This is a genomic window from Paraburkholderia azotifigens (assembly GCF_007995085.1).
Classification (GTDB): domain Bacteria; phylum Pseudomonadota; class Gammaproteobacteria; order Burkholderiales; family Burkholderiaceae; genus Paraburkholderia; species Paraburkholderia azotifigens.
In genome coordinates, this window is sequence record NZ_VOQS01000005.1 from 929,436 (window position 1) to 949,000 (window position 19,565).

At 60.5% G+C, this 19,565-nt stretch carries 17 protein-coding genes; 8 read left to right on the forward strand and 9 right to left on the reverse strand.

What is annotated here, in order from left to right; genetic code table 11:
- Positions 1-15: 15 nt before the first annotated feature.
- Positions 16-969, reverse strand: a complete 954-nt coding sequence (locus tag FRZ40_RS36100; RefSeq protein WP_147237378.1) for an ABC transporter substrate-binding protein — start codon at positions 967-969, stop codon at positions 16-18.
- Between the two features lie 25 nt (positions 970-994).
- Positions 995-2,134, reverse strand: a complete 1,140-nt coding sequence (locus FRZ40_RS36105) for a LacI family DNA-binding transcriptional regulator (protein WP_147237379.1) — start codon at positions 2,132-2,134, stop codon at positions 995-997.
- A 247-nt stretch (positions 2,135-2,381) separates the two neighbouring features.
- Between FRZ40_RS36105 and FRZ40_RS36110 the strand changes: the two genes are divergently transcribed.
- Both FRZ40_RS36110 and FRZ40_RS36115 read left to right on the forward strand, forming a co-directional pair.
- A complete protein-coding gene (locus FRZ40_RS36110) occupies positions 2,382-3,473 on the forward strand; it encodes a phosphotriesterase family protein (protein WP_035542897.1) in 1,092 nt (363 codons plus the stop codon).
- 37 nt (positions 3,474-3,510) lie between these two features.
- Positions 3,511-4,260, forward strand: a complete 750-nt coding sequence (locus FRZ40_RS36115; protein ID WP_240057442.1) for a glutamine amidotransferase — start codon at positions 3,511-3,513, stop codon at positions 4,258-4,260.
- A 113-nt stretch (positions 4,261-4,373) separates the two neighbouring features.
- Here the strand turns inward: FRZ40_RS36115 and FRZ40_RS45875 are convergent, their stop codons facing one another.
- Together FRZ40_RS45875 and FRZ40_RS36125 are read right to left on the reverse strand one after the other, a co-directional pair.
- Positions 4,374-5,699 carry an ABC transporter permease subunit gene (locus tag FRZ40_RS45875; protein WP_147237380.1) on the reverse strand — a complete coding sequence of 442 codons (1,326 nt, stop codon included), beginning with the start codon at positions 5,697-5,699 and terminating at the stop codon, positions 4,374-4,376.
- 5 nt (positions 5,700-5,704) lie between these two features.
- Positions 5,705-6,418, reverse strand: a complete 714-nt coding sequence (locus FRZ40_RS36125; RefSeq protein WP_275671135.1) for an ABC transporter substrate-binding protein — start codon at positions 6,416-6,418, stop codon at positions 5,705-5,707.
- A gap of 595 nt (positions 6,419-7,013) precedes the next feature.
- Here FRZ40_RS36125 and FRZ40_RS36130 point away from each other — a divergent pair.
- The 6 genes from FRZ40_RS36130 to FRZ40_RS36155 all read left to right on the forward strand — a co-directional run bounded on the left by FRZ40_RS36130 (position 7,014) and on the right by FRZ40_RS36155 (position 15,320).
- Positions 7,014-8,045 carry an acetamidase/formamidase family protein gene (locus FRZ40_RS36130; RefSeq protein WP_147237381.1) on the forward strand — a complete coding sequence of 344 codons (1,032 nt, stop codon included), beginning with the start codon at positions 7,014-7,016 and terminating at the stop codon, positions 8,043-8,045.
- Positions 8,046-8,182: 137 nt separating this feature from the next.
- Positions 8,183-10,558 (forward strand): acetamidase/formamidase family protein, encoded by a 2,376-nt coding sequence (locus FRZ40_RS36135; protein ID WP_147237382.1) that lies wholly within the window; start codon positions 8,183-8,185, stop codon positions 10,556-10,558.
- A gap of 138 nt (positions 10,559-10,696) precedes the next feature.
- Positions 10,697-11,599, forward strand: a complete 903-nt coding sequence (locus FRZ40_RS36140) for a polysaccharide deacetylase family protein (protein WP_147237383.1) — start codon at positions 10,697-10,699, stop codon at positions 11,597-11,599.
- 76 nt (positions 11,600-11,675) lie between these two features.
- Positions 11,676-12,527 carry an ABC transporter substrate-binding protein gene (locus FRZ40_RS36145; protein ID WP_240057545.1) on the forward strand — a complete coding sequence of 284 codons (852 nt, stop codon included), beginning with the start codon at positions 11,676-11,678 and terminating at the stop codon, positions 12,525-12,527.
- A gap of 59 nt (positions 12,528-12,586) precedes the next feature.
- Positions 12,587-14,290 carry an amino acid ABC transporter permease/ATP-binding protein gene (locus FRZ40_RS45880; protein WP_147237384.1) on the forward strand — a complete coding sequence of 568 codons (1,704 nt, stop codon included), beginning with the start codon at positions 12,587-12,589 and terminating at the stop codon, positions 14,288-14,290.
- Positions 14,291-14,303: 13 nt separating this feature from the next.
- The gene (locus FRZ40_RS36155; protein ID WP_147237385.1) at positions 14,304-15,320 is read left to right on the forward strand and encodes an alpha/beta fold hydrolase; all 1,017 of its coding nucleotides are present in this window, start codon (positions 14,304-14,306) and stop codon (positions 15,318-15,320) included.
- A 606-nt stretch (positions 15,321-15,926) separates the two neighbouring features.
- Here FRZ40_RS36155 and FRZ40_RS36165 read toward each other — a convergent pair.
- The 5 genes from FRZ40_RS36165 to FRZ40_RS46365 form a co-directional block, all read right to left on the reverse strand.
- Positions 15,927-16,214: a hypothetical protein gene (locus FRZ40_RS36165; protein ID WP_147237387.1), complete on the reverse strand. Its 288-nt coding sequence runs from the start codon at positions 16,212-16,214 to the stop codon at positions 15,927-15,929.
- Positions 16,215-16,969: 755 nt separating this feature from the next.
- A complete protein-coding gene (locus FRZ40_RS36170; RefSeq protein ID WP_147237388.1) occupies positions 16,970-17,749 on the reverse strand; it encodes an alpha/beta fold hydrolase in 780 nt (259 codons plus the stop codon).
- A gap of 79 nt (positions 17,750-17,828) precedes the next feature.
- On the reverse strand, positions 17,829-18,617 hold the full coding sequence (locus tag FRZ40_RS36175) for an enoyl-CoA hydratase/isomerase family protein (protein WP_147237389.1): 789 nt from the start codon (positions 18,615-18,617) through the stop codon (positions 17,829-17,831).
- A 17-nt stretch (positions 18,618-18,634) separates the two neighbouring features.
- The gene (locus FRZ40_RS46360; RefSeq protein WP_420873915.1) at positions 18,635-18,814 is read right to left on the reverse strand and encodes an alpha/beta hydrolase family protein; all 180 of its coding nucleotides are present in this window, start codon (positions 18,812-18,814) and stop codon (positions 18,635-18,637) included.
- The gene (locus tag FRZ40_RS46365; protein WP_420873916.1) at positions 18,814-19,530 is read right to left on the reverse strand and encodes an alpha/beta hydrolase; all 717 of its coding nucleotides are present in this window, start codon (positions 19,528-19,530) and stop codon (positions 18,814-18,816) included. Before FRZ40_RS46365 ends, FRZ40_RS46360 begins: the two co-directional genes overlap by 1 nt.
- Positions 19,531-19,565: the final 35 nt, after the last annotated feature.

The following is a 19,565-nucleotide window of genomic DNA, read 5'->3' on the forward strand; positions in this document are numbered from 1 at the left end:
TGAGCGCCTGCATGGTCATTTCGCCGCAAAGAGGTTGCGATACGCGCCGACGTTCGCCTTCGTCACGTAGGTCACCGGCGTCATCACCACCTGCTGCACCGGCTTGCCGTTGTGCGCGTTATCGATCTGCGCGATCGCCGCGCGACCCATCGCGGGGGGATCCTGCTGCAGCACGCCGAGCACCACGCCCCGGTCGATGCCGCGAATCACTTCCGGCGCGAGGTCCCAGCCGATCACCTTCACCTTATCGGCGCGCCCTTGCGCCTGCACCGCGGCGATCGCACCCAGCATGGCCGGCTCGCCGGTCGCGTAGATGGCGTCGAGGTCGGGGTTGGCGGTCAGCAGGTTTTCGGCGGCCGAAAGCGCAACGTCCTGAGTGTTCTGGCCGTCGACCACACCGGCCACCGTCACCTTGCCGCTCGCCGCGATCACGTCCTGGAAGATCTTCTGGCGCGTGTTCTGGATCACCGAACTTAGCGCGCCAACGATGCCGATATGCGCGCTGCCTTGCGGGTTCTTTGCGACGTAGTCCAGATAGCGCGCCGCCAGCTCCCTCGAGCCGACCGTATTGTCCACGGCAACCTGCGCCTTCTGCGGGCCCGGCGGCAGCACAGCGTCGAGTCCCACCACCGGAATCCCCGCGGCAGTTGCGTTGCGGATCGCACCGCGCACCGCGTTCACGTCGATCGCATCGACCACGATACCGTCGACTTTCTGCTGTACGTAGTCGTCGATCGCGTTGACCTGCGCTGACGACACGTCATTGGCGTTGAACACGACCAGCTTGACGCCACGCTTCTTCGCCTCCTCCTCGGCGCCGGCACGCATCTGGTTGAAGAAAGCCGCCTGCTGGTTGATCACGATCAGCGCGTAAGTCGGCGTGCCGGCTGCAGGCGCAGGCGCGCTGAAGCCCGCGAGGCCCATTAGCGCGACGGAACAGCTAAACGCGAAACGTAGTACCTTGTTCATAACTCCTCCAGAGTACGGGCAGCAATCAGACGGATGCCGGCGGAGCCACGGAAGCCCGTTTCACGAGCTCCACCGGAAGACGGACTTCGGTTTCTGCGGGGTCGCCGTGCGAAGCGGCAAGCATCAGTTCCACGGCACGCGCGCCCAGCTCCGCGATCGGTTGGCGGATCGCGGTCAACGGCGGATCGAACAGATGCAAAGGGCCCGCGTCGTCGAACACGATCAGCGACAGACGTTCGGGTACCGCCACGCCGGCGCGATGCAGCGCGTCGAGCAGGCCGATCATGATTTCGCCGCTCGATACGAATACGGCCGTCGGCGGTCGCCCGAGGCTCAACAGCGCGCGCGCCGCGTCCTCGCCGTGCGCGGCGGCATAAGCCCCGTACATTTCGAACGTGACTTCGGCGTCCGCCTGCGCGGCCGCATCGCGCAAGCCGGCAAAGCGGTCGCGCGTGCTCGCAAGTTCCGACGGGCCGCCGATGAATGCAATGCGCCGATGACCATGTTCGACGAAGTGCTCGCCGGCCAGCCAACCGCCGCGATAGTTGTCGTACAGCACCTTCGCGCTGTGCACGCCCGGAATGTCTTCGTCGATCAGCACGAGGCCGCGCGTGTCGTTCAGCGCCTGGACCAGTTCGGGGGTGTGGTAATGCGCGCTGACGAACAGCAGGCCGCTCACCTGGTTGCGCCGCATCCGCGCCACGTGCTGCAATTCGCGGCTCGCATTGTTCGACGTCGCGTTCAGCAGCACGCCTAAGCCCTTCGCTTCGGCTGCCTCCTCGACGGCGGCAGCGAGCAGCGCGAAGAACGGGTTGGCGATGGTCGGTATGACGAGGCCGATCGTGTCCGAACGCCCGCGGCCGAGACTGCGCGCATGTGGGTTCGGCACGTAGCCGAGCTGGCGGATCGCCGTATCGACGCGTTGCGCGGTGTCGGGCGGCAGCACGAGATCCGCGTTCAGGTAACGCGACACGGTGGTCATCGAAACGCCCGCTGTGCGTGCCACGTCCTTCAAACCCGGTATGAAACGGCGTTGCGTCACGCGTACCTCACAGGAAAATTCATCAGATGGCTGGTTGCTGCGCTGCGGACTTGTAAAGCGCTTTACTTGATTGAATGCAACCATATTTCGATTGTCAAGCGGCTTGCCAAAATTTTTCCGCATGCGAAATGCAGCCTGACCTGCTCAGTGATTCCTGTGGAAAATACCTATAAACAAGCACCAAAATGGTGTTCAGGTGTTCAATGTGTGTGCCCGGATATTTCCAACTGTGTTTTTTTTGATTTCGTTGACAGCCAGGCTTGAATCGACATAATTTCTAGTAAAGCGTTTTACTGTGATGCGCGTTAATTAACTTTGGCCCACCTGCCAGGACTGCCCGGCGGCAACATGGGCACACGCGAGGCACGCGATGACAGTGTCCGGATCTACCCTGCTCCAGCCGACCGTCGGCGTCGACAGCGGCTACGTGATGACCGTCCTGGGACGGGTGCCCGTCAGCGAGATGGGCATCACGCTGATGCACGAGCACATCCTGATCGATGCGTCGAACAAATGGGTGCCGCCCGCATGTTGCGCGGCAGGCCATATCGGCGAACAGAAAGTCCACATCGGGATACTCGGCGCGTTGCGCATGAATCCGCTAATGAACCGCGACAACTGCCGGCTTGTCGACGTCGATCTTGGCGTCGAAGAGTTGCTCAAATTTCGCGAACTGGGCGGCGCGACCGTGGTCGACCCGACCAATATCGGGATCGGGCGCGACCCGGCGGCACTGCAGCAGATCGCGCGCCGCACCGGCCTGCATATTGTGATGTCGACGGGCTTTTACCTCGAACCCTCGCATCCCGCCTATGTACGGGAGCGTTCAGTCGAAGAACTCGCCGAACTGTTGATGTTCGAGGTGGGCGCGCTCGAACGCAAACCGGAGGTGGCCGCCGGCCTGATCGGCGAAATCGGCGTGTCCGCGGCATTTACCGCCGAAGAAGAAAAGTCGCTGCGCGCCGCCGCGCGCGCGAGCGCCGCGACCCGCGTGCCGTTGTCGGTGCATCTCCCGGGCTGGGTGCGGCATGGTCACCGGGTGCTCGACATTGTCGAAGCGGAAGGCGCCGCTGTGCAGCATACGGTGCTGTGTCATATGAATCCAAGCCTCTACGACGTCGCTTACCAGCACTCGCTGGCGCAGCGCGGCGCGTGGCTCGAATACGACATGATCGGCATGGACTACTACTACGCGGACGAACAGGCACAGTCGCCTTCGGATGAGGAAAACGCGCGGGCGATTCGCGCGCTGATCGACGCCGGTTATGTGGACCGCGTGCTGCTTTCGCAGGACGTATTTCTGAAGATGATGCTCACCCGCTACGGCGGCTTTGGTTACGGGTACATTCTCGAGCACTTCGTGCCGCGCCTGAAGCGGCATGGCGTGACCGACGCGCAGATCGAAACGATGCTGGCGGCCAATCCAGCGCGCGTGTTCTGGAGCCGCGCGAACGCCAGCTAACGATCACCCTGCGCAAGGAAATCACATGAAGAAGAAAGTGCTGCTCGCCGGCGAATCGTGGACCTCCACCGCCACCCATGCCAAGGGCTTCGACCAATTTGCGTCGATCACGCATCACAGCGGCGCGGATGCGTTTCTGAAACTGTTCGAGCATGGCGATTATGCGGTCACCCATATGCCGAGCCACGAAGCGCAAACGCACTTTCCTGCGACGCTAAACGACCTCAACGCTTGGGACGCGATCATCCTGTCCGACATCGGCGCAAATACCTTGCTGCTGCACCCCGACACCTGGATCAGAAGCGTACGCACGCCGAACCGACTCAAGCTCTTGCGCGATTACGTCAGCGGCGGCGGCGGGCTGATGATGATCGGCGGGTATCTGAGTTTTCAGGGCATCAACGGTAGCGCCCGCTTTCGCAATACGCCCGTGGAAGACGTGCTGCCGGTGCGCTGCCTGCCATACGACGATCGCGTGGAGGTGCCTGAAGGTTTCACGCCGCATGTGGCCGCCGCGCATCCGGTAGTCGAAGGTTTGGGCACAGACTGGCCTCATCTGCTCGGCTATAACGAAGTCGAATTGAAGCCCGATGCGCAACTGATCGCGACAGTACCCGGCACCGGGCATCCGCTGCTTGTCGCCGGACAGTTCGGCGCGGGCCGCACGCTCGCATGGACCAGCGACATGTCGGTGCACTGGCTCCCGCCCGAGTTTTCGGCATGGCCGGGCTACGAGCGACTATGGCGCAATTGCCTGAACTGGTTGACGCAACCGGCCAGCCGATAACTTGCGCAACCGATACCGCGTTGCACGTCATTGATTGATCACGTGGTTCATGCTTCCGACGAAACGCTACACAACACGACGTCACCGTCGCGGCGGGTTAGCGCACGCTACGCTCATGACGCGACTTCGAACCCGCTGTCGGCGCCCATCACGCTCAGAAATCGACGCGTCAAAGGATGCCTCGGATGCGTGAGCACATCGTGCGCAGGGCCCTCTTCGACGACCATGCCGCCGCTCTTAAAGACGACGCGATCGGCAACCTGATCGGCGAAACGCAATTGATGGGTGGAGATGATCATGGTCAGGCCGTCTTCGATCGCGAGCCGCTGGATCACGTCTAACACCTCGCCGACGAGCTCCGGGTCGAGGGCGGACGTCGGTTCATCGAGCAGCAGTACGCGGGGATTGGGAGCCAGCGCACGGGCGATCGCAACACGCTGTTGCTGCCCGCCAGAAAGATGGCGCGGCAATGCGTGGGCGCGATGACCGAGCACCACGACGACTTCACCGAAGCGAACAGTCAGATCGAATCCATCAAGCACTGGCTGCTTGCCGTACTGTTTGCGCAGGTCGCTTACCTTCACCGCTGCGCCCTGCCGGGCAAGTTCCGCGTAGCGCTTTGCGTGATCCGCCCGGCTGTACGCGGGTCTGCGTGTGGGCGGATCGCTCTCGCGAAGCGGGTCGGCAGTGAGCGGCTCGGGCCGAGGCGCCGCTCGCGCGCGTGGCGCTGTCTCCTCCGCCACAACGGCATGGCGCCACGGCAACAAACGCGCGAAACCTCCGGACGCGGGACGATCGAGATCGAGCGCGGCTTCCGCGATCAACTGGATCACGGCAACCGCCCCTGTCAGAATCAGGTACATAAGCCCGAATGCGAAGAAGATCGAGAAGAAGTCGAACGTCGATGACGCGAGCTGCGTGCTGCGCAACATCAGCTCATCGACGGCGATCACCGAGGCCAGCGATGAGTTCTTCAACGCGCTGACCGATTCGTTGCCAAGCGCCGGCACGATGGCGCGGATTGCCTGCGATGCGATCACGCGGCGCATCAGGACGGACGGTGTCATGCCAAGCGCCTGTCCTGCGAGCAGTTGGCCGTGTTCGACGCCGAGCACGCCAGCCCGCAGGATCCAGGCGATAAACGGTCCCTCGTTTGCTGCGAGCGCGAGACCGGCGGCGCCTATTGCGCTCAGCTTCCGCCCGATATGTGGCAGCGCGTCATACGCGAACACGAGTTGCAGGATGAGCGGCGTACCGCGGAAGATCACCGTGTAGCCGCGCGCGAGCGCCGCTAACGGGCCGACCCTGCTTAGTTGCATCGCTACGAGCACCAACCCTACGACGACACCGCCCGCGAGCCCGAGGACCGTCACCGCGATCGTGAAGCCGATGCCGCGCAGCAGATACGGCACGCCAAGATAATGCAGAAACAGTTCCATCAGTTCTACACGATCAGTTGGGGTGTTTCGAGATTTTCAGCGCCAGGCGACCACTTCTTCAGCAGCTCAGCCTCGATGCCCGCCCTCCGGATCGCGACGAGTGCCGCCATCACGGCTGCGCGAAATTCAGGCTTGTCCTTCGGTGCACCGATGCCGACCGAGTACGGCAGCGTCACTGCACTCGCCTTCTCGAGTTTGTCCGGATACGCCTTCACCGCCTGGTCCACCGTGTTCACGTCGTTGATGTACGTATCGGCGCGACCCGACAGGATCGCCTGAATGCAGTTCGCGTTGTTGTCGTACAGTTGTATCGCGGCCTCCTGCCTGTTGGCCGCCTTGCAGGCCGGTGCGAGATTCTGGATCAGCGGCACTTCGACATAGCCGGTATTTTCCGCTGCAGTGGTACCGCACATGGTCGGGTTGATGCCCGTGATCTTCTTCGGATTACCCTTTGCGACGAGGACGACGTCGAACACCTTCGAGCAGGTGATAAAGTCCGCCGCCTTCGCGCGCTCTTCAGTCGCATAGATGTCGGAGATCACGATGTCAGCCTGACCGCTTTGCAGCCTCGTCAATAGCGCGGCGAACGTCACCGGCTTGTACGTCATCGTGAAGCCGAGGCAGTTGCCGATCGTCTCGCCAAGGTCGATATCGAAGCCGATGTATTTGCTCGGGTCGCTCGGATCCAGCGCTTCATAGCCAGGTGTGTGTGGATTGATCGCGTTGACAAGTGACTGTCCCTTGAATTGCGTATTCCTGGCTTGAAGCGCCTTTCACTCGGCGGGCGTAGCCGGTGCGGCAGCCTTTGCGTGGCCCGATATCAAGAGTGCGAGCAAACAGACGGCGCCGATGACGAACTCGCGCCAGCGACGAAAGGCAACACCTTTGTCGAGCAAGCTATGTCCGTGTTCGATGAGATTGGTATGCATCCGGAAGACCCCTCCGGCAGATGTCAATGGCCTACCCCATGTAAGCCTTGTTGTATCGCATCAGCGCAAGCGTAGGTGGAGGAAATTTCGCGGACTTGTTCCGGTGCGCACAAATCCTTGTACGGGGATGAAGGGAAGTCTGACTACCGGGGCGATGGCGGATCGCGCAGCACTATTAGAACGAGAACGTGGCGCATGCGGAAGTTGACAAGATGCGTTTCGGCTTGGACATGACAAGACCCTCGTAAGCTGAGTGACACGGAAACGGATTCGTCCACACACAAGCTTTTGTACGCAGTCAACCAAGTCTGTCTATTCTGTCGCCCGTACGATCGGTCATCAGTCGCGTCGATCAATTGGACACTCTTACGGAGCTTTAGAAAGCATGCTTTACGACTTGCCTGCCATTCAAAAAAATGTTCATTGGGGATATTTCGATGCGACGCTAGCGCCCGCGTTGATTGTCGAGAGCGGCGACATTATTCGCGCCGAAGCGATCACGCATCATGCAGGTGACGCACCTGACCTCATGATGGATGACAAGGTGCGTGCGCTCTACGACACGATTCCCGAGTCCGATCGCGCGCCCGGCGTGCATCTGATGACGGGTCCGATCTTCGTGCGCGACGCCAGGCCCGGTGACCTGCTCGAAGTGCGCTATCTGCAAATGACCCCGCGCTTCAACTATGGTTCTAACCTCGCGGCGCATTGGGGCCATCTGTTCACCGATTTCGAGAAAGAGCGCGTCACGATCTATGAACTCGATCAGGCTTCGAACACGGCTCACGCGCTCTATGCGTATGACTATCCCGGTAAATATCTCGTGCCGGGTAAGCGTTCGGAGATTCGCGACTGCTGCCGCGAACTCGCGCTCGATGGCGTTCGCGTGCCCGTGCGCCCTCATCTGGGCACAGCAGGCGTCGCGCCCGATGTGGCGGGCCGTGTGAGCACCGTGCCGCCGGGCGCGCATGGCGGCAATATCGATAACTGGCGCATCGGCGCGGGTTCAACCATGTATTACCCGGTCGCCGTGGACGGCGGGTTGTTCTCGATTGGCGACCCGCATGTATCGCAAGGCGATGGCGAGATCAGCGGCACCGCGATCGAGGCATCGCTCAATGTCATGTTCCAGATCGTGCTGCGGCGCGACTTCACATTTCCCTCGCCGCTGCTAGAAACGCCGGACTTCTGGATCGTCCATGGCTTCGATGAGGATCTCAACATCGCGACGAAAAACGCTTCACGCGATATGTTGTTGTTCCTCACCGAGCAGCAAGCACTCTCGCGTGACGATGCGTATTCGCTGATGAGCGTTGCCGCGGATTTCTCCGTGACCCAGGTCGTCGACGGCCGTCAGGGCATTCACTGCAAGATCCCCCGCAGCGTCTTTCCTCCTAAGAAAAAGCGTCGCGTGTGAGCAGTGCGCGCGCGCGCGGTAACGGTGCATCCACGCACCGTTACCGCGCGCCGCAGCGCTAGCTGCGTCATTATCAATGGCACGGACATTGCCTTTGAATCATTCGACTGACGTTCGTCAGCGTCCGGGAGCCCAGGTTGGACTTACTGCGTTTCACCACCGAGTCGTACGCCGAGACAGATCGCCTGCGCGCATGGACCGAGGCGCTCGACCGGCTTGGGCTGCACTGCGGCGCGCCTCTTGCTGCCGGGCGCCCATTGCATGGAACCATTACGTCGCGCAGGTCGACGAGCGGCTTTGAGCTGATCGCGCTGGCCGCATTCGCGCAAACCATCGAGTTCAAGGTCGACGGCGCCGACAGTCTCATGATCGTGCTGCATCTCGACGGCGGCGTGACGCTCGTCGCCGACGGCGTGCGTGCGCGGGTTGCAACCGGCGATATCATTTATGCGTCGTCGCGCGAGGGAGCCCACCTGGCGTTCACATCCGAGTTCCGCGCGTTCGCGATCCGCGTGCCTCGCTCCGCCATCAATGCACGCCTTCTTACGCCGTTCTCGCTGCGTGCCGGGCGTTTGCCAGGCGAGGCCGGCATCGGTCACGTGTTCTCCGGCTTTCTGCGCTCGATTGCTGAAAGCGTGGAGACGCTAACGCTCGACGAGTTGCGCCCCCTCGAACTCGCACTCGCGGAATTCCTGGTTGCGAGTCTCGCCGCTCACGACAAGGAAGGCAGTTTCAGCGGACTCACGCCGTCTCAGGCCGCGATCTTCTCGCGAGTGTGTCGGACCATCGAGGGCAATCTCGCCGACCCCGATCTGGGGCTGACATCCATAGCCAAAGAGGAGCGCGTCTCGCCGCGCTATCTGCAGAAACTGTTCGAAGCGGTTGGACAGAATTTTTCGATCTACTTGCGCTCGCGCAGGCTGGAACGCTGCCGTGCGGAGTTGGTGAATCCGCTGTATGAAAAGGTTTCGATTGCCGATGTCTGTTTTCGCTGGGGTTTCAACGATCCTGCGTATTTCAGCCGCGTGTTCCGCGAGCAATATGGCGCGTCGCCGCGCACCTTTCGACACGAAGCGGGTCTCGAACTAGCGCGTCATCTCGTGCGGCGAATCTCGCGCGGCTTGCCTGTCAATGCCGGGAGTTTGATCGTACATGCACAACTTGCCGAGCAGGGTACGGCTCATGAAGTTTCAGATGAGGCCGACTCTGCCGAGCGGCCTGAAGCGCCTGCGACACAAACACAGCGCGAGTCCGGCAAGCCGCGTCATCATCTGTTGCGTGCAACGGCCAACACCATCCACTGGGGATACTTCAGTCACGATCTTAAGCCCGTGCTCGAAGTGAACAGCGGCGACACGGTAACGATCGAAACGCTCACGCAACACGCGGCGGACGACTGGGAGCGCATGGTGCAAGGCGATCCTGGCGCCGAAAGTGTGTTCCATTGGACTGCTGGACGCAAGAACGTCAACCGCCGCGGCGCAGGGCCCATGGACGCGTCCATCTACGGGCGCGGTGCGGGAGAAGGTATCGGCGTGCATATCTGCACAGGTCCGATCGCCGTGCGCGGTGCGGAACCGGGTGATGTTCTGGAAGTGCGTATAGTCGATATTCATCCGCGTGGTTGCGCCAATCCGAAATTCGCCGGCCGCGCGTTCGGCAGCAATGCCGCTGCGTGGTGGGGCTTTCACTATCGCGAGCTATTGACCGAGCCGAAACCGCGCGAGGTCGTCACCATCTATGAAATCGACGACGCCGCTACCGCCGGCGAGACCGCCTACGCCCGTGCGGTCTACAACTTTCGCTGGACGCCTCAGCGCGATCCCTTTGGAGTGATGCATCCGACGATCGATTATCCCGGCGTGCCGGTCGATCATTCGACGGTCGTCGAGAATCACGACATTCTCAAGAATGTCAAAATCCCGGTGCGCCCGCACTTCGGCGTGGTCACCGTCGCACCGCAGCAGGACGGTCTGATCGATTCGATTCCACCGTCCACTTTCGGCGGCAATCTCGACAACTGGCGCGTAACGCGCGGCGCGAGCGTCTTCCTGCCAATCGGGGTACCCGGCGCGCTGCTCTCCATTGGCGACCCGCATGCATCGCAAGGAGACTCGGAACTGTGCGGCACTGCGATCGAATGTTCTCTTACGGGTGACTTCCAACTGGTGCTTCATAAGAGAGATACGTTAAGCGGCCAGCCGTTTGCAGACCTCACCTACCCACTGGTCGAAACCGCCGACGAATGGGTACTTCACGGCTTCAGTTATCCAAACTATCTCGCCGAGTTTGGCGCGAACGCGCAAAGCGCGGTGTATGAAAAATCGACCCTCGACCTCGCGATGCGCGACGCGTTCATCAAAGCGCGGCGCTTCCTGATGACGACCAAAGGCCTGTCCGAAGATGAGGCGATCTCGCTGATTTCCGTGGCGGTCGACTTCGGCGTGACGCAGGTAGTGGACGGCAACTGGGGTGTTCACGCGATCATCCGAAAAGCGTTGTTCAACTCGTGAAGCAGCGCGTTTCACCTTCAATGCGCGTATAGACAAGAGTTTGTTCGCAACAAGCTCGATGCGGATATTTTGACATCCATACCATGGGTTCTGACGTAACCAACGGCGTATGCGCCGCTCGACAGGACTCTTTGGATCATGAATTCTCCCGCACATCGCGTGCTGCCCGGCCACGGGCGCTTTCAATATTTGCCGATCAACGGCCGCCCTGTTTATCGTTGGCCTGACGGTTCTCGGCTCGCGGTCTATATCGGCTTCAACATCGAGCACTTTGCATTCGGCGCAGGACTGGGGCCAACTATCGGACCGGTGATGCCCGAACCCGATGTGCTGAACCACGCGTGGCGAGAGTACGCATTGCGTGTGGGCGCATGGCGCTGTCTCGATCTCTTCGATGAACTCGCGCTGCCGACGGCCGCCATCATCAACACGGCGCTCTACGATCACTGCCCGGAGCTGGTCGCCGCTTTCGCTCAGCGCGGCGATGAACTGGTCGCGCACGGTCATACGAATTCGGAACGGCAAGGAACGCTGACCGAAGACGACGAACGCGCGCTGATCACTGCATGCCGCGAGCGGATTGCGGCGGAGAGCGCGCAACAGCCAGCGGGCTGGTTGTCGCCGTGGCTCTCGGAAAGTCATGTCACCAGCGATCTGGTTGTCGAAGCGGGCTATCAGTACACGCTCAACTGGTGTCACGACGATCAGCCCATGCGCTTGCACACGCGCAACGGTCAGCCCCTGTGGGCGATTCCGTATCCGGAAGAAGTAAACGATATCCCGATGATCCTCGCACGCCAGATGGATGCGAAGTCGTTCGCCGATCTGGTGATCGATCACTTCGAGGAAATGCTGCGGCAATCCACACGTCAGCCGCTGGTGATGGGCATTGCATTGCATGCATACCTGATGGGTCAGCCACATCGTTTGTGTCACTTGCGGCGGGCACTCGAACATATTGCGCGCGCGCGCGACGAGGGCCTCACCTGCATCACTACACCGGGTTCTATCGCAAGCCACATGGACTTTCTCGGCTGTTAGACCACTTCACGCCTGCTTCGCTGTACCACTTCTTCCGCACTTATATCGTTCAACCTGAATAGGATTCGCCATGTTCATGTCAAAGGCAATCAAGCTGCTGCTATGCGCAGTCACCGGCCTCCTCCTCGCGCAAGCCGCGTCGGCGCAATCGTGCGAACCGTCCAAGGTGGCGCAGAAATACCCCTCGCTCGCAGGCAAGACGATCAAGATCGGCGTGGACCCAGAGTCGCCGCCGTACGCGTTTCGTGACGGCAAGGATTTCAACAAGATCATCGGCGCCGATGCCGACATGGCCCGCGCCGTGTTCGCCTGCGCTGGCGTGAAGACCGAATTCTTTACCGCTGGCTGGCCTGGCTTGCTGCCCGCACTGCGTGCCGGCCAGATCGATGTGATGTGGGACTTGTTGTACTACACGCCTGAGCGCGCAAAGGAGACAAGCTTCGTCACATATATGCAGGCCGGTACGGGTGGTCTGGTCGCAGCCGGCAACCCGAAGAAGATCGATGACATCTCCAAGCTTTGCGGCCTGACGGTCACAGCAGGCATCGGCACTGTCGAACTGTCGATGGCACAAGCGCAAGCCGCCAAATGCAAAGCGGAAAACAAGCCCGATGTAACCATCATGACATCCGCCGATATCGCGTCAGGCGCGCGCCTGGTTGCAAGCCATCGCGCCGACGTCATGATGTACGACCTCGCGCTCGTCGACGGGCTCGCGAAACAAAACCCTCAGCTCTACATGCGCGGCTTCATGGTGACGAGCGGCATGAAGATCGGCGTGGGCGTGAAGAAAGGCAACGCCGATATGATCGCTGCCGTATCCGATGGACTCAAGATCATGCAGGCCAATCAGACCCAGAAGAAGACCTTTCAGCAGTATGGCGTAGATCCGTCGCTGGAAACGCCGACCACGTTACTTACTCAATAAAGGCAGCCTGCGCGGCACACCGCGTCGTGTGCCGGCAGCGTCATGGATCAGGTTCGGAAATGAAGGCATTGCGTATCAAACACAAGATCGTCGGCGCCCTCGGTATGGCGGCCATGTTCGTATTGCAGCCGGCGATGGCCGCCGGCCTCGAAGGCATTCAGGTGCTCGACGGTTTCAAAGAGCTGGCAGGTTACGTCGGCTCGCCGTTCCTGCTCGGCGGCGCGTGGATTGCGGTAAAGATCACGCTGATTGCGATGTCGATCGGGCTCGTGCTCGGGCTCGGTCTTGCGCTGATGCGGCTGTCGCGGTTCAAGGCCCTGGACTCAGCGGCCTGGAGTTATATCTGGTTCGTGCGCGGCACACCGCAACTGCTGCAACTCGTATTCATCTTCGACGCTTTGCCGCTGATCGGTTTGCGCTTCGATGAAGTCACGACTGCCGTTATCGGCTTCGCCTTGAACGAAGCGGCATTCAGCGCCGAGCTGTTTCGTGCCGGGATCCTGTCGGTGAACCGTTCGCAATCGACCGCGGCCGCGGCGCTCGGCATGGGACCGTTGCTGACGTTGCGCCGTATTATCCTGCCGCAATCGATGCGCGCGGTGATCCCCGGGCTCGCCAACGACACCATCGGCATGTTGAAGCTGACGTCGATCGCGTCGGTGATCTTCGTCAACGAGCTCACATTTCGCTCCCAACAGGTCGTCGGGCAGAACTTCAAGTTCTTTACCGTGTTCGGCGCGGCGGCGGTGATTTATCTCGTCCTGACGAGCGGGATCTCTTTGCTTCAGGTGTGGCTCGAACGCATCTTCGATCACGAACGCGACCGAAAGCTCACGTTCTCCTGGTTCGGACTGCGTGCATCGACGAGTGATGTGGAACCTCTCGACGCACCGGTTGCTTTGCCCGTCACCGCCAAAGAGCCAGAAACGAACGATCACGCATGGATCAGCACCCTGCTGCCCGACGAAAGCCGCGCGCCGCGGCGGTGCGATGAACCGTTTGTCGTGTGCAAGAACGTCTGGAAATCATATGGCAAACGCGAGATTTTGCGCGGGGTCGACCTGTCAATCGCGCATGGCGAAGTGGTCGTGATACTCGGCCCGAGCGGTTCCGGCAAAAGCACGCTGCTCAAGCTCATCAACCATCTCGAACCGCTTGACTGGGGAACGATCAAGGTCGATTCGCAGTATGTGGGCTATCGCGAAGTGCCGGGTGGCGGCGGCACGGTGCGGCCTCTGCACAATCTCGCACGCGCACGCGCGGAAGCACGCGTGGGCATGGTGTTCCAGCATTTCAATCTGTTTAGTCATTTGAGTTCGCTGGACAATATCGTTGAAGCACAGCGTCAGGTCTATGACGTGCCGCGCGCGGAGGCGGAAGCGCTTGGGCGCGAGCTGTTGAAGAGCGTGGGCCTCACCGGACACGCGGATTTTCTGCCGCACCGGTTATCGGGCGGACAGCAGCAGCGCGTGGCGATTGCACGTGCGCTCGCGATCAAGCCCAAGTTGATGCTCTTCGACGAACCTACTTCGGCGCTCGATCCAGAACTGGTCGGCGAAGTGCTTGGCGTGATGCGCGGCCTTGCCGATGCCGGCATGACGATGGTCGTGGTCACGCACGAAATCCGCTTTGCCCGCGATGTCGCTGACCGCGTCGTCTTCATGGACGGCGGCGAAGTGATCGAGCAAGGGACGCCGCAGCAGGTCATCGACAACCCGACTGAAGAGCGCACCCGAAGATTTCTTAACGTCGTTGCCAATTAAATGTGAGGCTCAAGTGACCGACTTCGAAACTTTCAATCTTGGCCGCGTCGCGCTGCAATCCGGTGCGACGCTGCCTGACATGCGGCTCAGCTACAAGACCTATGGGCGGCTAAATTCAGCGCGAGACAACGCGATTGTCTATCCGACCTTCTATAGCGGCAGCCATGTCGACAATGAGTGGCTGATCGGCGAGCACATGGGGCTCGATCCGCGGGAGTATTTCATCATCGTGCCGAACATGTTTGGCAACGGCGTATCAAGCTCGCCGAGCAACTATCCGCCCCCGTATGATCGTGGCCGCTTCCCGCATGTGACGCTATACGACAACGTCGCGATGCAGTTTCGCCTTGTGACCGAGAGGTTTGGCATCGAGTCTCTCAGGCTCGTCACCGGCTGGTCAATGGGCGCAATGCAGGCATTCCATTGGGCCGCGATGTATCCGGAGATGGTCGAGCGCATTCTGCCGTTTTGCGGGGCGGCTCGGTGCTCGCGGCACAACTTTGTGTTTATCGAAGGCCTTAAGGCGCCATTGCTGTTGGATCCAGATTTCAGGAGCGGTTTCTACGATGCGCCGCCGACGCGTGGAATGCGCGCTGCCGCCCGTGTGTTTGCCGGCTGGGGATTTTCGCAGGCGTTTTTGCGTCAACGCCTCGACATGGAAGCGTTGGGGTATGGGTCGCTCGAGGACTTTATTGCCCAGTTCTGGGAGGGGGATTTCTTGAAGAAGGACGCCAACAATATTCTGTCGATGATGTGGAGCTGGCAGAACGGCGATATTTCCGCGAACTCACTTTACAAGGGAGATTTCGATCGGGCGTTGGGCAGTATCACTGCAAAGGCCATTGTGATGCCCGGGCGCACGGATCTGTATTTCCCGCCGGAAGATAGTGAATATGAGGTTTCGAAGATACCTGATGCGCAGTTGCGGCCCATCGAGTCGGTGTGGGGACATTTTGCGGGCGGTCCTGCGGCCAATGCTGTCGATGTCAAGTTCATCGATAGTGCGGTGAGGGAGATTCTGGCTATGTAGTGGTCGGACTCTTTTCGGGTTTATCGCTGATTACCGTGCCATCCCATGAGACCAACTTTTTCGTGTTGTGGTAATGCAGCCGACGAGTGACCGAACTCATCTCAACAAAAATTTTGTATCTCGCGAAATGATCTTCGGTCACAGCGTATTAGTGAGAATGTGATCCGAGGGTCACTGTCGATGGATGAGACGTCGGCGAACCTCTATGCAAGGCGCCTGGTCTGCGCGCGGATGCGTGCGCGCGACGTCGCCGAGAAAAATGGCAGCCACAGCCGCCTGGATGCTCGTGTCGGCGTGCTAGTGGCGGCCCGCCGACATCGAGTTGAGATGCGCAATTTGCCCGTCCTGCTCCGCTTGCACATTTTGCTGATAGGCCTGCGCGGGTGTTCTGGCCAACGTCGGCCCGCTATATGGCGGAACCCATCGGCCGTTCGGGAGACCAGCGGAACGGCTGATCGGCAACTGGACCGAGCTGTTGGCGGGCTGCGCGATCGAAGCGAAACCGCGAGTCGACTGCGCATACGCCGTCGACATCGTCCCAACTAAAACGATAACTAAAATCATAAGTTTCATTTTGATCCTCACTGAAACGCACACCCAATCGTCCTAGCGGCCATGTCCGCCGCCATGCCCACCACCTTGACCGCCGCTGCGTCCGTGTCCGCCACCGCCTTGCCAGTGGACGCCTTCGTGACCCCATGCGTGACCGCCGTGGTAATAACCGCCGTGCCCCCGATAATAAGGACCGCCGCCGGCCCACACGTTGAAAGCACCGTAGCCGTAGGCCGGTGTGTAAGCCGGACCATATGCATAATCCGGCCCGTAGTAGCCCGGATACGAAACGCAACCCGATAGTGCAATCGCCAATCCCATAACCGCAATAAGTCTGTACATGACGCACCCCCTGGTATATCAGATTCGGGTGTGCTGCCCAAGTTCGAGGGGAATTGTGACCGCTGATTACCGCGACGTGTGCTCGCGCCATCGGCACGCGCCGGCGCCGTAACGGACGACTTCGGGCATCGGCATCACGCGCTGTAGTTGAGCACCGACACCCGTCCCCGCTTGCAGGTGAACGTGCGCCAGCGCAAGCCTGTGAGTGGAAAGCCTGCCTTTTCGAGAACGCGCTGCGAAGCGCGATTGTCGCGGTGACACGCCCAACGATCGACCCGACAGCGTCGGTGTTCAGTCAAGCACCTCCGGCGCACGAAGAAGCCTCGCGAGCGCACCGACGTCTGTACTGACGACAGGCCGCAGATCCAGCTGACCAGGTCGGATTCCATGGACTACGGAGACGACGCTCATGACGAGTGAGTGTTGGCTATTTCAAGGCCCTGAGGACGGGAAGCAGCAATCCATCAATGAGCATTCCCGCGAGTATGTCCGCCTCGCCGAGGTTCGTCCCGTTCACGTCCGCATCGCAGTTCGAGAGAAGGTCCTCAACCTCAGCGACGTGTACGCCCGCAGCATGATGCATGAGCCAGAATTCCATCTCGGACCATCAGTCTGGCACACTTCGCCCCCGACAAATTCGCCGCTATGGCGTCAGACGACGTCAGCGAATTGGTGAGCCAATGCCGTGCATCGGTCGTAGGCAACCTGTTCGTTATCGAAGCGGACACCTACGACGCCTTATGGCAACAACGCCGTTAGTCGCGTTGTCCGGCCGCCGCGAGGACAAGTTGTGCGACCTCGTCGGGATGAGAGATCAGCGAGAGATGGCTCGCCTTCATTTCGATCGTTTTGGCGCCCATTCGCTTGGCCATGAAACGTTCGAGGTCGGGATTAATCGTCCGGTCTTCCGTCGAGACTGCATAGAAGCTCGGCTTCGATCGCCACGCGGCCTTCGTGGTTTTGCCGGTGAGCAGCGCTTTGTGGAAAGGTTGTTGAACAGCATAAAGGACCCTTGCCTTCGCTTCGGGAAGGTCGCCCGCGAAATCGTGCAGGAACGCTTCCTCGGTCAGACGTCCCTCGTCGCCGTCGAAGACAATTCCAGCGGATGCCGGTGGTGTCGGAAAGGTCCTGGCCAATGCCGTGTAGTCTTCGCCGGCATCCGGTGCACGTGCTGCCACGTAGACGAGAGCCGAAACATTGGGATGCATCCCCGCTTCCGTCACGATCATTCCCGAGAACGAATGTCCGACCAGCACCGTCGGACCATCCTGCCGATCCAATACTCGCTGAGCCGAGGCAACCGCGTCAGGCAATGTAGTTAAGGGATTCTGAACGGAAGTGACATTGAGATCCGCCGCCTGCAATCGTGGGATCACTTCCGACCAGCACGAGCCGTCAGCGAACAGCCCGTGCACGAGAACGATATTGCGTGCTTTCACCGGTGTGGTGGTCGCCGCCGTCACACGGGTAGAGATAAGCGAAGCGGCGGCACCGGCAACAAGGGCAATGGAGAATCTACGTCTGTTCATCGTCACGATTAGTCTTCCATCCTGGGTTGTCGTATTGGAATAACAGGCGACGCGCCGCTTTCGTGCGGACGAACAGCGAGTCGTTCTAGCAACCTTTGAAGTCGACGGCTGGCCGTGCTTCTCCGGCCTTTGCTGCCTTGATGGCCGACGCTAGTCCATCGATCGCATCTTCCGTGTCAAAGAGCGGCATCGCAATGTCGAACATCGCCTGATCGGCGGTATCGATGCCGCCGACAGCCCAGATGCGAAGCAATGCCTTGTGTGCTACGTGGGCACGAGTTGGGCCCTTGGCCAGTTTCAACGCGAAAGAATGGGCTTCATCAAGCAACTTCGCGTCGGGCACGACGCGGTTCACGACGCAAAACCGCTCCATCGTGGCCGCTGGGACCTGTTCTGACGTGAACGCCCACTCGGCCGCACGGAACCGGCCCGCCAGCTCCGCGACCCGATAGATGCCGCCCAGCATCGTAGCGAGCCCTAACGTCTGTTCGGGGTGGCCGAACCGTGCAGACTGCGCGGCGAAGACGATGTCTGCGCGAAGCGCGAGCTCCAGGCCCCCCCCGAAACAAAGGCCTTGCACCGCCGCGATTACCGGAAGCGGCAGGCGCTCGAAGCGGTTGAACGCATTCATGTAACGCTCGAATAGCGATCGAAGTGCCGACTTCGGCATGCCATCCCATGGCAAGATGTCGCCCCCGAAACAGAAGTCCGGACCCTCGGCTCGCAGCAGTACGGCACGCGCATCGCTTTGGCCAACAGTCGTCAAAGCATCTTCCAGTTCACCGATCATCTGCTCAGCGAGACGATTCTGCGGTGGATGATTGAGGCTGAGCGTCGCGACCTGGTTGGCGATGTCGACAAAGAGATGACGCATGTTCGGCTCCTGTGGCGTTACGAAAGCTGTTCGCGGAACCAGTCGACAGCGGCGCCGCTGGTCTGCTGGAAGTACTTTTCATATCCATCGAAGTGACCGCCAGGAAACGTCACGAGTCGCTTGGGCTGCAACGCCCTTTCATAAGCCCCGAGCGCCAGGTCGGTAACGGTAATAGTGTCTTGTAGTGCCACGATCATCAGAAGCGGCGTTGGCGAGACCCGGGATATCCATATGCCCGGCTCGTACATCCGCGCCAACCGGATTGAGCGCAGCGTGACGGTGTTCTCCCACATCCCTTGGGAGACGGGCTGAAGGTAGAAGTCCATCGCGTCCATCGTGCGATAAGCGGCCGGCACGTTCGGATCGTCACCGACGATGGCCTGTCGCATCGGCGGCTCTCCATGCGCTTGAGCACGCTCATCGTTCGCAAATGCTTCCTCCAGCGAGCTGACCGATTCGGGGGAATCCGCCGTAGCCCCTGTTCGTAGCCGCTGAGCGTGGGGACTTGTGCGACGACGCAGCGAAGGCGTCGATCGGTCGCGCCAAGCACAATAGCGTGGCCGCCGGCGAAGCTCGTACCCCACAGGCCAATCCGCGCTGGATCGACTCCCTCGCACGACTCCAGAAAGGAAATCGCGCGACGCCAGTCGGCTATTTGCCGCCAAGGATCGACGTCGTGCCTTGGCTCGCCTTCGCTGCTGCCGAACCCTCGATGATCGTGAAGCAGCACGATGAAACCCGCGCTGGCGAACGCATGGGCAAAGCGCTCGAGGCCGTGCTCTCGCGTGCCCGCGTATCCGTGTGCCATTGAAATCGCCGACAGCAGGCCTTTCCTGGCGTCTGGCATGAACAACCAGGCGCGCAGCTTGATGCCACCCTCTGCTTCAATTTCGACGTTAAGTCTTTGGACCATGAGCGTCCTCCATGCACCGTTAGATGGAATGGATC